The following is a 14045-nucleotide window of genomic DNA, read 5'->3' on the forward strand; positions in this document are numbered from 1 at the left end:
GGCTGTCGCCGCTCCGGCCACCTGCTGGAGACGACCGGAAAAAGGCCCCGCATCCTTCGATGCGGGGCCTTTTTCATGTCTCGATACGGAGACGGTGAGGATTAGTGGCCGCCCTCGGTGGCATTGCGGGTCGCCTCGTAGAGGAACCATGTCCGCTCTTCGGACTGGTTGATCCACTCTTCCAGCAGGCTGGTGGTGGAGACGTCCTTGGCCTCGTCCGTCACCTCGTGGAGCTCACGCATGTTGGCGGTGAGAGTCTTGTTGTCGTCGCGCAGCTCGGCCAGCATTTCGAGGGGGCTGACATACTCGGCGTCGTTGTCCTCGACGCGGGACAGCCGCGAGGCCTGACCGAGCGACCGCAGGGTCGTGCCGCCGATCTTGCGGGCGCGCTCGCCGACATCGTCGATGATGGCGAAGATCTGCTGCGACTGCTCGTCGAGCATCAGGTGATAGTCGCGAAAGTTCGGGCCGCTCACGTGCCAGTGGAAGTTCTTCGTCTTCACGTACAAGGCGAAGAGGTCCGACAGCAGCACGGTCAGGCCCTCGGCGATCTTCTTCGTCGCCTCGGGGGCGAGATCGGTCGGGGTGTTCAGGCGATCCCCATCGACGCGCGTACGCCCGCTCAAACTCTTTGCCATGACGTCATAACTCCGGTTGAATTCCGATCGTGGGCGGCGCTCAGCGCACACCCTGTGACGGGAAGAAGCCAGAGAGGCGAGGGAAGTTCCGATTCCCGGGCCCGGCACGGTGACGCTCGCGCTGTCGTGACACTCATACGGCCCCGAATGCCGGCGCCGGGGTGTAATCCGGCGGGCGGCGCCCGCCGGCAACGACCGGATTCAGGTCAGCACGACGACCCGCGTGCCGATCTCGACGCGGCCGTAGAGGTCGATCACGTCCTGGTTGATCATGCGGATGCAGCCGGACGAGACGCTGAGACCGATGGATTCGGGCTCCAGGGTGCCGTGGATCCGGTAGAGCGTGTCCTTGTTGTCCTGCCAGAGGTAATGCGCCCGTGCGCCGAGCGGGTTGCGGGAGCCGCCGGGCACGCCGAGGCCGCTCTGGAGCTGGGTCACCGACCGGGCGAGCTTGGGCGTCCGCGCGATCATCTCCTTGGGCGGATACCAATCCGGCCACATCTGCTTGGAATTCACCGTCGAGACACCGGACCAGGAGAAGCCCTGCTTGCCGACGCCCACGCCGTAGCGGCGCGCCCGCCCGTTGGGCTGGACCAGGGTGAGGTGGTGCGCGCGCGGATCGACCACGATGGTGCCCGGAGGCTCCGCGCCCGTATAGGCGATCTCCTGGCGAAGGAAGTTCGGGTTCGCCTTGCGCCAGTTGAAGGCATGGACCGGGAAAGGCTCGTCGGTGATCGCCGCATAGGCCCGGGCGTAGTCGATCGGCCCATTGTCCACCGGACGCGAGACGGGGTTGCCCTGGTTCGCCGGCGGCTGCTCGGCACGGCGGCGGGCGTTCGGATCGGCATAGGGATCCGAATCGGGGTCGTCCTCGAAACGCGGTGCGGTGGCGCGCTCGCGATAGGGCTCGTAGCGACCGCCACGGCGGCGATAGAGCCGTCCGGCCTCGTCCCGGTAGAGACGGTCGTCGTCATAGGGGCCGTATCCGTCGTCGGATTCGATGGCGAGGCGGCCACGGACCTGGGCCAGAGCGGCGAGCGGTGAACCGGCCAGGACCAGGGTCGCGCCGGCGCCGCTCAGCAGGGTCCGCCGGCTGAAGGGAAGAGTGGGACGCTCGATGAGGGGGCGTTCGGACATGAGGTACTCAAAGATGGGCCGCTCGCCAGGGCGCGAGGACTAAAGCCAAGATTGGGCGGTGACTTAGCAAGACCAGGGGCCGCCGTCACGCCGGGCCGTCGCTCATCAGCATTGCGGTACGATCGGACCGGCGGCACGGTCCGGGAAGGGAGAATCCACCGACCTTTCATCATGCCGCGAGAATATGCGGGAGATGTCCGATTTCATCGATCCTTGCGATTGCAAAAATATCCGTCCGCATCGACATAAGGCGCTGCATTTCAACACCATCACATCTTTGGAAGACGGACGAATCCTGTGCCGATCTCTTCTTTCGCACGCCTCGGCGCGTCGGTCCTGACGCTCGCCTTCGGGCTGACACTCGCGGGGGAGAACCCCGCTTTCGCGGGTCCGAAGCCCGCCCTCTCGTCGACAGCGCTCAAGGCCGTCGACTCCGCCAAGACCGGAGCCTCCCGGACGAAGATCGCCAAAAGGTCGCGGACGGTGAAGGCCAACACGGTGAAGACGAAGGCTGCGCCCGTCGCCACCGGATCCCTCGCCAAGGAGGCCGCCGAAACCACCTCGACGGAAGCGCCCGGCGTCACCTGGACATCGGCCGAGCCGGACGAACTCCGCTGCGGTCGCAGCCGCCGCAAGCTGTGGCAGGCGGGCGAAGGCTGGGTGGTCAAGAACGTGACCGTCTGCCGTTAAGCGTCTTTGCGACAAGCCGAGGCGGGCCGCCGGGTAGGACCGGTGGCGGCGGCGCGCTACAGGCCTCCTCGCCGCACAGACGATGTCCGGGCGAGTTGGAGGCGATGACGTGATCCGCGTGCTGCATACGGGCGACTGGCATATCGGGCAGTCACTGCGCGGCTATTCGCGCACCCACGAGCATGCGAGGGCGCTGGCCCATCTCGAAGCCATCGTCGTCGGCCACGAGGTCGACGCCCTCGTGGTGGCGGGCGACGTCTACGACAGCCAGAACCCGTCGGGCGAGGCGCAGGCTTTGCTCTACGAGGTGCTGGTGCGCCTGCACCGGGCGCGCCCTTCCATGACCATCGTCCTCACCGCCGGCAATCACGACGCGGCCGGGCGCCTCGAAGCGCCGAGCCCGATCCTCGAGGCCATCGGGGTTCGGGTCATCGGCAATGTCCGCCGCCGCGACGGCGCCCTGTCCATCGAGCGTCATCTCGTTCCGATCCTCAGGAACGGCGATGTGGCGGCCCAGATCCTGGCCGTGTCCTACCCCACCGCCGCCTGCCTGCCGCAGATGCGCCGGGAGGAGGGCTCCCCCATCGTCCGGGCCGTGCGGGCCCTTTACGCCCAGGTGATGGAGGCGGCGGCCCCGCATCTCTCCGGCCTGCCGCTTCTCCTCACCGGGCATCTGCACGTGGCCGGGGGAACCGAATCGGAGGGGGCCGAGCGCCGCATCCTGGTGGGGGGAGAACACGCCGTGCCGCCCGACGTGTTCCCGGTGGAGGCCGATTACGTGGCGCTGGGCCATCTCCACAAGGCCCAGACCATCGGCGGCGGAATGGTGCGGTATTCCGGCTCGCTGATCCCGCTCTCGGCCACCGAGCAGCCCTACGCGCATGGGGTCAGCCTCGTCACCCTCGGCGACGGACCGGCCCGGGTGGAACACATCCCGATCCCGCGCCCGGTTCCGTTCCTGCGCCTGCCGCCGCGCGGCGACATGCGGCTCTCCGAACTCGGCGACCATCTCAAGGCGCTGGGCCTCGACCCGGCCCTGCCGATGGAGGAGCGGCCCTATATCCAGGTCCGCCTCGCCCGCGAGGGGCTGGGGCCGGGCCACCGCGCGGAGGTGGACCGGATCGCCGAAGGCTTCCCCGTCCGCATCGTCGATACCCGCGTGACGGCGGCGGCCGATCCGGTCGCGGAGGCCGTCGACGCGGCGCCGCTCGTGCGCCTGTCCGAGCGCGACCCCGAAGACCTCTTCCGCCTCGCCTTCGCGCGCGTGCGGGGCACCCCGCCGGAGCCGGGGCATCTGGAGGTGTTCCACCGGGTCCGGGCCGAGGCCGAGGCCTGAATCCGTCAGCAATTTGATTGGATTGATCGGCGAATGCCCATGGCAAGGTCGATCATCCAAGCCGAGCGCCTCAGGATGAGGTGAAGCCTTGGACAAACACCTTAAACAGGCTCTCGGGGGGTCGGTCCCGACGAACCGGTCCTTGTCACGCCGCCGTTACCCTGTACATATTATAATTCGATTGTGCGCCATCGAGTTTTGCCGGCCCATGCCGATGCGAGCCGGGCGACGGGGGAAACAGCGCCATGAAATCTACGATCGTCGCCACCGGCTGCGCCATGGCGCTCGCCCTCGCCTCTCCGGTTCAAGCCGAGGAGGCGGATGCCGCCGCCATCGTCAACGGCCAGTTCGTGGCCGGTGGCAACAAGCCCGGCGTGCGGGCCAGCGGCGCCAAGGGCGTCTGCCTCACCGGGCAGTTCACGCCCTCGGCCGAGGCGGCGGGGCTGTCGAAGGCACCGCATTTCGCCAAGCCCGTGCCGGTGACGGCGAGATTCTCGATGGGCGGCAGCAATCCGAACGTGTCGGACAAGGCCAAGCCGGTGACGCGGGGCTTCGCCATGCGCCTGCGCGACCCGGCGGGCGACCTCGTCCTCGTCATCATTTCCGCGCCGGTCTTCTCGGCGCGCACGCCCCAGCAGCTGTTCGATTTCGTCTCGGTCCGCGCGCCCGGGCCCGACGGCAAACCCGATGCCGAGAAGGTCAAGGCCTTCGCCGCCGCCAATCCGGAGACCACGAAACAGGCGGCCTGGCTCAACGCCCGCCCGGTCCCGGCGAGCTATGCCGGCGTCGATTACTGGGGCGTCCATGCCTATACGCTGACGAACGCCAAGGGCGAGGCGCAGGTGGTGAAGCTGAAGACCGTCGCGGATGCGGGACAGCTCGGCCTGAGCGAAGACGACCTCAAGGCCAAGCCCGACAGCTTCTATGCCGATGAGTTGAAGGACCGCCTCGCCAAGGGGCCGGCCACCTTCTCCCTGGTGGCGATCCACGGCGAGGCCGGCGACCCCACCGCCGACCCGACCGCTTTGTGGCCCGAGGACAGCCGCAAGAGCACGAAGCTCGGCACCCTCGCCATCACGGCTCTCGAGCCCGCCGCCACCTGTGACGCGGCCACGTTCGATCCGGTGGTGGACCTCCCCGCCGGCATCGCCGGCCCGGCCGACGACCCGATGTTCGCGATTCGCTCGCCGGCCTATGCGGTGTCGTTGTCGCGCCGCGCCCAATAGAGAGACGCTCGACCCGCCTGCCCGATCGCGAGGGGATCACGCGACCGGGCAGGCCGGAGGACGGCGCGGGCGTCAGAAGATGAAGCTGCCTTCCGTCACGGAATCGGCCGTGACGCCGAGCAGGATGATCTTGTTCGAGGCTCCGGTGTCACCCGTGAAGGTGATGATCGTGTTGGCCTCGCCGTGGAACGATCCGATCTTCACGTCATCCATGCTGCCCGTGATGACACCGATGTGGAGCACATCCTCGGTCACATCGAACTTGCGGATGACATCGCGGCCATCGCCCGAGACGAACTCGAAGGTGTCGGCACCCGCGCCGCCGAAGAGGGAATCGCCGCCCTTGCCGCCGGTGATGTAGTCGCTGCCCTTTCCAGCCACGATGCGGTCGGCGCCGTCCGTGCCGGTGATCGTGGAGCCGCCAACGGCCAGGCTCTGCGAATAGATCTTCGCACCGATATCGACGCCCGTCATGCTGAGGGCCGCCCCATCGCGGACATAGACCTTCTCGATGCTGGCCAAGCCGGTGAACGAAGCGTCGGTCAGGGCGACGGCACTGCCTTTGTTGACGAAGAGCAGGTCCGTCCCCTCGCCACCATCCACCATCACGGGCGAACTGCTGATGACGAGGCGATCGTTGCCATCCCGACCGTACAATTCGTCGGAACCGCCATTGCCATTCAGGGTATTGGCGTCGCCGTTTCCGGACAGGACGTCATCGGTCGTGCTGCCGAGGATGCTTTCGAACCCCCATTGGTCATCCCCCTCCGCGTCGCCACCGGATCCAATTCTTTGCTCAAGATCGATGGTCACGCCTGTTTCGGAATGCGCGTAGCTCAACGTATCGATGCCGCCGCCGCCGGTGAGATAGTCGGCACCATCGCCGCCTTCGATGACATTGTTCGCCGAGTCGCCGTCAATGGTGTCTCCATACTGCGAGCCGCGAATGTTGGCGATGTTCGAGAATGTATCCGCGACGATAGTCCCTAGGCCATCGTTGGCTGTACCGCGTGCCATGTCGATGCCCAGACCATACGAATCACCGAAACTGGGCGCATCGAAATGCTCATAGCTCAGCATGTTCGTGCCGGCTCCGCCGTCGAAGGTGTTGGCGCCGCGACCGCCCTCCAGGGTATCGTTGCCGCCGCCGCCGTTCAGGACGTCGTCGCCATCGCCCGTGCGGAACACATCCCCGAAATCCCCGCCGGTGACCCGCGTGATTTTATCGAAGTCGCTGGAATCGCCGTAGAGGCCAGCCATCTGGGTCGTCAGTTGGAAGATCTGGTCCTCATATTCAATCCCCGGCCCATCCAAGAAGTATACAAGAGAAGTTCCAGAATCTTCATATCCATCAATCACGGAACCAGGGCCGAAATCGAGCGTCCTGGCCTCCGTGTTGATTAATGATTGATATCCAATATTGAAATTTTTGGGATCGTAGTTGCCGTTCAACGTATAACGAAATTGAGCCATCTTGATCACCCACAGAACAGGTTCGCGCTAAAACCGCTCTGCTTCGATATGACTCTACCATTTAAAATACAGTTATGGCTTTATCTGGAAAAAGCCGGATAAAGCCCTTCCGAGCCAAAAGCTGCCCCCCCTGCGGGCGGGTGACAAGCGGCGCCACCCTCGCGCCGGGCCGCACAGAAGGGGGGCGAGGGCAGGATGCCGTCCTCAGCCCCGGCCGGAGGCGACCGTGTCCTCGATGCGGCCGGCCAGCACCCGCATGCCAAAGGACCGTTGCCGACGACAGTGCTCGGCATAGGCGATAGCCCGGTCGCGCTGGGATCACGCGACCGGGCAGGCTGGATGACGGTTCGGGCGTCAGAGGATGAAGCTACCCTCCGACAGGGTACCGAACGCGACGTCGATCAAGATGATCTTGTCGGTCGGTCCGGATTCGCGGGTCAGGGTGATGAGCGTGCTGTCGCCGCCTTGGAACGACCGGACGTCCAGGCCATCCGTGTCGCCGTCGAGGCTACTGAGGTCGATCTTGTCGTTGATCGCGTCGAACTTGCGGATGACGTCGCGGCCATCGCCCGCGGCGAAAACGAAGGTGTCGGCGCCCGCGCCGCCGAAGAGGGCATCGCCACCCTGACCGCCGGTGATGTCGTCGCCGCCCTTTCCGGCCACGATGCGGTCGGCTCCGTCCGTGCCGGTGATCGTGGAGCCGCCATCGGCCAGGCTCTGCGAATAGATCTTCGTGCCGACATCGACACCCAACATGCTGAGGGTTGCCCCGTCGCGGACATAGACCTTCTCGATGCTGGCCAAGCCGGTGAACGAGACGTCGGTGAGCTCGACGGTGCTGTCCTTGAGAATGAAGAGCAGGTCCGTTCCCTCGTCGCCCTGCACCTTCGCGGGCGAGCTGCTGAGGACGAGGCGATCGTCGCCACGCCGGCCATACAATTCGTCGGAACCGCCATTGCCGTTCAGCGTGTTGGCGTCGCCGTTTCCGTAAAGCACATCATTGGACGTACTGCCGAGGATGTTCTCGAACAATTCGTATGTATCTCCCTCCGCGTCACCGCCGAAGCCGTCACCTTCTCGGAGATCAACAATCACGCCAGCACTCGAATGTTTGAAGCTCAACGTATCGATACCATTGCCACCGATCATATCGTCTACGCCTGCACCGCCTTCGATGACGTTGTTTGCCGCGTCGCCTTCAATGGTGTCGGCATAGTGCGTGCCGCGAATGTTAGAAATATTCGAGAATGTATCCAAGACGATGCTGTCAGTGCCATCGTTGGCCGTGCCGCTCACCATGTCGATGCCCACACCATACGAATCGTCGAAGCTGGGCGCATCGAAATGCTCGTAGCTCAGCGTGTTCGTACCCGTGCCGCCATCGAAGGTGTTTCTGCCGCGACCGCCCTCCAGCACATCGTTGCCGCCGCCGCCATTCAGGGCGTCGTCACCGTCGCCGGTGCGAAACACATCCCCGAAATTTCCGCCAGTGATCCGCGTGACGTAATCGAAGTCGCTGGAATCGCCATAGAGACCGGCAGACCGGGTCGTCAGGTTGAAGGGAAGGGCATGCGCTACTAATTCCGGACCATCGATCAAGTATATAAATTCGTCTCCAAAAAAATCATACCCTTGCACTGCCGATCCAGGACCAAAGTCGAGCGTCCTAGCTTCCGTGGTGATTGGCTGTTGATATTTTAACTCGGAGTTTTTGAGGTTGTAGCTGCCGTTCGACGTATAACAAAATTGAGCCATCTTTAATCCCCGCAGAATAGATTCGTGCTAAACCCGCCCTTATTCAATATGACACACCTATTTAAAATACAAACATGGCTTTTTCTGAAAATAGCCGGATAAAGTCTTTTCGAGCCAAAGACTTTCCTCCCTGCGGGCGGGTGACGAGCGGCGCGACCCTCGCGCCGGGCTGCATCGAAGGGGGCGAGGGCCGGATGCCGTCCTTAAGCCCCGCCCGGAGGGGATCATGTCCTCAATGCGGCCGGCCGGCACCCGCATGCCAGAGGACCGTTGCCGACCACGGTGCTCGGCATAGACGATCGCCCGGTCGCGCTGCTGGGATCGCGCGACCGGGCAGGCCGGAGGAGGGTGCAGACCTTAGAAGACGAAGCTGCCTTCCGTCACGGAATCGGCAGTTACGCCGAGCAGGATGATCTTGTCGGACGGTCCGGAATCGCCCGTGAACGTGATGATCGTGTTGGCCTCGCCGTGGAAAGATCCGATCTTCAGCCCATCCATGCTGCTCGCGAGCATGCTGACGTCGATGACGTCGCTGCCCGCCTCGAACCTGCGGATGACATCGCGGCCATCACCCGAGGCGAAGATGAAGACGTTGGCTCCCGCGCCGGCGAAGAGGGCATCGCCACCCTGACCGCCGTTGAGGGTGTCGCCGCCCTTTCCGGCCACGATGCGGTCGGCACTGTCCGTGCCAATGATGATGGAGAAACCGTTGGCCTGGCTCTGCGAATAGATCTTCGTGCCGACATCGACACCCGTCATGTCGAGAGCTGCCTGGTTGCGGACGTAGACCTTCTCGATACTGGCAGAGCTGGTGAACGAAAGCTCGGTGAGCTCGACAAGGTTGCCCGTGAGGATGAAGAGCAGGTCCGTTCCCTCGTCGCCCTGCACCTTCGCGGGCGAGCTGCTGAGGACGAGGCGATCGTCGCCACCCCGTCCGTACAATTCGTCACTACCACCATTGCCGTTCAGCGTATTGGCGCTTCCATCTCCGTAGAGGGCATCGCCGAACGTACTGCCGAGGATGTTCTCGAACGATGTAAATTGATCATCCTCCGCGTCGCCTCCGATACCAAATTCTCGATCAAGATCGACATTCACGCTCTCGCTCGAATGCGCATAGCTCAGAGTATCGAGGCCACCACCGCCGATCATTTCGTCATCACCCGCACCGCCTTCTATGACGTTGCCGTTACTGTCGCCGGTTATACCATCTTTATACAGCGATCCTCGAACATTTGAGATATTCGAGAACGTATCTTTGACGGCCGTGCCAGTTGACCAATCGCTGGCTTGGCCGATCGACAAGTCGACAATCATTCCGAACGAGCCGCCGGGCGTATCGAAATGCTCGTAGCTCAGCGTGTTCGTGCCCGTGCCGCCGTCGAAGGCGTTGGCGCCGCGACCGCCCTCCAGCACATCGTTGCCGCCTTCGCCGTTCAGGACGTCGTCGCCGTCGCCCGTGCGAAACACATCCCCGAAATTTCCACCAGTGACCCGCGTGACGTAGTCGAAGTCGCTGGAATCGCCGTAGAGGCCGACTTCCTGGATCGTCACGCCGGAGGAACGGAATACCGCCTCGAATTCCGGGCCATCTATCAAGTAGATAAACTCGTCTCCATATTGGCCATACCCTGAAACCGCCGATCCTGGGCCGAAATCAAGCGTCCTGGCTTCCGTGTTGATTGAATCTTGATATTTTAACTCGGATTTGTCGAAGTCATAATTACCGTTCGCCGTATAACGAAATTGCGCCATCTTGAGCCCCTACAGAACAGGTTCGTGCTAAAACCGCTCTGCTCCAATATGACTCCGCTATTTAAAATACAGTTATGTCTTTATCTGAAAACAGCTAGATAAACACCTTTTGAGCCAAAGACTCTCCTCCCTGTGGGCGGGTGAAGAACGCCGCCCCCCGCCGGGCCGCTCCGAAGGGAGACGAGGGTTCGGGTGCCGAATTCAGCCCTACCCGGAGGCGATCATGTCCTTGATCCGGCCGGCCAGCGCTTCCATCACGAAGGGCTTGGTCAGCACCTGCATGCCGGGCTCGAGATGCCCGTTGCCGACCACGGCGTTCTCGGCATAGCCGGTGATGAACAGGATCTTGAGGTCGGGCCGCGCCACCCGCGCCGCGTCGGCCATCTGGCGGCCGTTCATGCCGCCGGGCAGGCCGACATCGGTGACGAGGAGGTCGATGCGCACGTCCGATTGCAGCACCTTGAGGCCGGAGGCGCCGTCGGCCGCCTCGATGGCGGTGTAGCCGAGCTCTTCGAGGACCTCGGTCACGAGCATGCGCACGGTGGGCTCGTCGTCGACGATGAGCACGGTCTCGCCCCGTTGCGCGCGCGGCGCGGCGGCGAAGGCGCCGGCCTCGTCCACCTCGGAGGCTTCGCCGTAATGGCGCGGCAGGTAGAGGCACATGGTCGTGCCCTCGCCGAGTTCGGAATAGATCCGCACCTCGCCGCCCGATTGCCGCACGAAACCGTAGATCATCGACAGGCCGAGGCCGGTCCCCTCGCCCAGCGGCTTCGTCGTGAAGAACGGATCGAAGGCGCGGGCGATCACCTCCGGCGTCATGCCGGTGCCGTTGTCGCTGACGCAGAGGGAGAGATACTGGCCGGGTTCGAGGTTGCGTTCGCGGGCGGCGTGCCCGTCGAGCCACTTGTTGGCGGTCTCGATGGTGAGGCGGCCGCCATCCGGCATGGCGTCGCGCGCGTTGATGCAGAGGTTCAGCAGCGCGTTCTCGAGCTGGTTGGGGTCCACCAAAGCCGGCCACAGGCCCGCTGCGCCGACCACCTCGATCGTCACCGCCGGCCCGACCGTGCGGCGGATCAGTTCCTCCATTCCCGAGACCAGGCCGTTCACGTTGGTGGGCTTCGGGTCCAGCGTCTGGCGACGCGAGAAGGCGAGCAGCCGGTGGGTCAGGGCCGCCGCCCGGCGCGAGGCGCCCTGCGCCGCGTTGATGTAGCGGTCGAGTTCGGTCAGCCGCCCCTGCGCCATGCGGGTCTGCAGCAATTCGAGACTGCCCGAAATGCCGGTGAGCAGGTTGTTGAAGTCGTGGGCGATGCCGCCGGTGAGCTGGCCCACCGCCTCCATCTTCTGCGATTGACGCAGGGCCTCCTGGGTCTGGGCGAGAGCGGCCTCGCGGGCCTTCTCCTCGGTGATGTCGCGCGCCACCGCGTAGAAAACGTCGCCCACCGGCGCGCTGACCCAATCGAACCAGCGATACTCGCCGGCCGCCGTGCGGATCTGGTTCTGGTGCCGCATGGTGCGGCCCTGGCGCATCGCCTCGACGACACCGGCGCTGACATCGAGGAAATCGGGGTGGATGATCTGCCAGAACGGCGTCGCCAGCAGGGTCGCCTCGTCGTAGCCGAGCATCTTGCTCCAGGCCGGGTTCACGCTGAGGAACTGGCCGCCCAGGGTGCCCGACATCAGCAGGTCGGGGATCAGCGTCCAGATCCGCACGCGTTCCTGGATGCGCTCGGCGATCTCGCGTTCGAGCTCCGCCCGCGAGCGGGCCAGCACGTCGCGCGCCTCGACGATGTCCTGGATCTCGGTGCAGGTGCCGAACCAGCGCACGATCCGGCCGCCTGTGTCGCGCACGGGCTGCGCCCGCCCCAGCACCCAGCGGTACTGGCCCGACCGGTGCCGCAGGCGATACTCGATATGGTAGGGCTCGCCCGTCTCCAGGCTATGGCGCCAGACCGTCCAGGCCTTGTCCTGGTCGTCGGGGTGGAAGAGGCCGTTCCAGCCCGCGCCGTCGGTGGAACCCGCCGGGACGCCGGTATAGTCGTACCAGCGTTGATTGAAGTAATCGTGGTGCCCGTCCGGCAGGGTCGACCACACCATATGGTCGATGGAATCGGCGATGGCCTGGAAACGCCCTTCGCTCTGGCGCAGGCGCTCCTCCGCCTCCCGGCGCTCGTCGATGTCGATGACCGAGCCGACATAGCCGAGGAATTCGCCCTCCGTGCCGAAGCGCGGGGTCGCCGCATCGATGGCCCAGCGATAGGTGCCGTCGGCCCGGCGCAGGCGATACTCGACCCGGAAGGGCTCATGCGAAGCATTGGCGGACAGGAAGGTGTCCGCCGCCAGCCCCTCGTCGTCGGGATGCGTCGCCTTGGTCCAGCCGAGGCCGAGGGCCTCCGCCTCGGTCTGCCCGGTGAACTCGTACCAGCGCCGGTTCAGATAGATGCAGGACCCGTCCGGAATCGTGACCCACATCATCACGGGGGCGTGGTCCGCCATGTTGCGGAACCGCGCCTCGCTCTCCGTCAGCGCTTCGGCCTGCGCCCTGCGCTGGGTCTCGTCCCGGGCGATCCGAAGGAAGCCGGGCGAGCGGCCCTGCAGGTCCGGCGGCAGCCGGTGGAGGGAGCCGGCGAGGAACACGCGCGTCCCGTCCGAACGCCGGTGCCAGCGCTCGGCATCGGCGCGGCCGGTCTCGACGGCCCTGGAGATCTCCCCGGCATCGATCCCCTTCGCCCGGTCCTCCTGCGTGAAGATCATCGAACCGTGACGGCCGAGCGCATCGGCGACGCTCCAGCCGAGAACCTCGACGGCGCCGGCCGACCAGCTCGTGATGACGCCCTGCGGGTTCATGGTGAAGACGACGTGGTCGCGCGCGCCCTCCATCACGAGGCGCAGGCGCTCCTCACGTTCGCGTAGGGCCTCTTCGGACGCTCTGCGCTCGCTGATGTCGCGGTAGAAGACCGAGAGTCCGCTTCCCGACGGGTAGACCCGCACCTCGATCCAGATGTCCTGCTGCGTCGAAGTATGGCGGTAGGTGAGTTCGGCCGAGGCCCGCTCGGCCATGGCGCGGCGGTAGAGCGGCCAGGTCGGCATCCGCTCGGCATCCGGCCACACGTCGAGGAGGTGACGGCCGAGGATCGCCTCGGAGGGGCGCCCGTCGAGGCGCAGGCCCTCGGCGTTGATGCGGCGGACACGGAAATCGCGGTCGAGCAGGAGGAAACCCTCGCCCATCCCGTCGAGGACGCCCCGCACCTCGGCCTCGCTCTCGCGCAGCCGGGTCTCGGCGCCGACCCGGCCGGTCGTCTCGGTGCAGGCGCAGAAGAAACCCGCGACGGAGCCGTCCTCTTCCCGCACCGGCGTGTAGGAGAAGGCGAAATGCGTCTCCTCAGGAAAGCCGTTGCGTTCCATGACGAAGGAGACATCGTCCATCTGGATGGAGAGTCCCGCATAGGCATCGGCGACGATGGGCGCGAGGTCGCTCCAGATCTCCGACCAGACCTCCGCGATGGGACGCCCCATCGCGTCCGGGTGCTTGTGGCCGAGCAGCAGCGCATAGGCGTCGTTGTAGAGGACGATCCGCGACGGCCCCCAGGTGATGAACATGGGCTGGCGCGAGGCGACCATCATCGCCGTCAGCGTGCGGAGGGAAACAGGCCAGGACTCGAAGGGTCCGAGGGGCGTCGCAGACCAATCCGCGGCCTCGATCAGCGCGCCGCACTCGCCGCCGTTCACGAGGACACTCACTGCCACCCTTCCTTCGTCGCCATGCTCGATGCAGGATGGCCCGATGCGGGATCGGATCGCGCGCCCGCACAGAAGCGGTGCCTCTGCCAACGGCCAAGGTCGACCCGCCGTTCCCCGCCGGAGCCCGTGCCAAGGGGGCCTTCACCGGGGGGAAGGTCTCGCATCGTCATCGCGGCCCGATGACACGAGCCGGTGTCCGATGTCAAAGTCGCGGCGCCTGCCGGTCAGTATCTCCGTTTGAAAGGTCGTCCTGAAAGATCGCCCCCAGGCTCCCGTTCCGATTCCGAGTGGTGGAAA

Annotated in this window: 9 protein-coding genes; 3 read left to right on the top strand and 6 right to left on the bottom strand. The window is 65.1% G+C overall.

The genetic code is table 11. From position 1 onward, the window contains the following. Positions 1 to 101 precede the first annotated feature (101 nt). Both IPV08_RS05295 and IPV08_RS05300 read right to left on the bottom strand, forming a co-directional pair. Positions 102 to 638, bottom strand: a complete 537-nt coding sequence (locus IPV08_RS05295) for a DNA starvation/stationary phase protection protein (RefSeq protein ID WP_056422641.1) — start codon at positions 636 to 638, stop codon at positions 102 to 104. A gap of 201 nt (positions 639 to 839) precedes the next feature. Beyond that, complete coding sequence (locus tag IPV08_RS05300) at positions 840 to 1775, bottom strand: L,D-transpeptidase (protein ID WP_056422644.1); 936 nt, start codon at positions 1773 to 1775, stop codon at positions 840 to 842. A 297-nt stretch (positions 1776 to 2072) separates the two neighbouring features. On the opposite strand from IPV08_RS05300, the gene IPV08_RS05305 reads away from it, so the two are divergent. The 3 genes from IPV08_RS05305 (at position 2073) to IPV08_RS05315 (ending at position 5027) form a co-directional block, all read left to right on the top strand. Next, positions 2073 to 2465 (top strand): hypothetical protein, encoded by a 393-nt coding sequence (locus IPV08_RS05305; protein ID WP_207411181.1) that lies wholly within the window; start codon positions 2073 to 2075, stop codon positions 2463 to 2465. 109 nt (positions 2466 to 2574) lie between these two features. Continuing rightward, positions 2575 to 3801 (top strand): exonuclease SbcCD subunit D C-terminal domain-containing protein, encoded by a 1227-nt coding sequence (locus tag IPV08_RS05310; protein ID WP_207411059.1) that lies wholly within the window; start codon positions 2575 to 2577, stop codon positions 3799 to 3801. Between the two features lie 245 nt (positions 3802 to 4046). Then, positions 4047 to 5027 (top strand): catalase family peroxidase, encoded by a 981-nt coding sequence (locus tag IPV08_RS05315; protein WP_207411060.1) that lies wholly within the window; start codon positions 4047 to 4049, stop codon positions 5025 to 5027. Between the two features lie 72 nt (positions 5028 to 5099). Here the strand turns inward: IPV08_RS05315 and IPV08_RS05320 are convergent, their stop codons facing one another. The 4 genes from IPV08_RS05320 to IPV08_RS05335 all read right to left on the bottom strand — a co-directional run bounded on the left by IPV08_RS05320 (position 5100) and on the right by IPV08_RS05335 (position 13748). Beyond that, positions 5100 to 6500 carry a calcium-binding protein gene (locus IPV08_RS05320; RefSeq protein ID WP_207411061.1) on the bottom strand — a complete coding sequence of 467 codons (1401 nt, stop codon included), beginning with the start codon at positions 6498 to 6500 and terminating at the stop codon, positions 5100 to 5102. 354 nt (positions 6501 to 6854) lie between these two features. Beyond that, entirely contained in the window at positions 6855 to 8099 is a 1245-nt protein-coding gene (locus tag IPV08_RS05325; RefSeq protein WP_246747811.1) for a calcium-binding protein, read from the bottom strand. Between the two features lie 513 nt (positions 8100 to 8612). After that, a complete protein-coding gene (locus IPV08_RS05330; RefSeq protein ID WP_207411063.1) occupies positions 8613 to 10010 on the bottom strand; it encodes a calcium-binding protein in 1398 nt (465 codons plus the stop codon). 207 nt (positions 10011 to 10217) lie between these two features. Continuing rightward, entirely contained in the window at positions 10218 to 13748 is a 3531-nt protein-coding gene (locus IPV08_RS05335; protein ID WP_207411064.1) for a PAS domain S-box protein, read from the bottom strand. Between the last annotated feature and the right edge of the window lie 297 nt (positions 13749 to 14045).

The organism is Methylobacterium sp. SD274 (genome assembly GCF_017355285.1).
GTDB lineage: Bacteria > Pseudomonadota > Alphaproteobacteria > Rhizobiales > Beijerinckiaceae > Methylobacterium.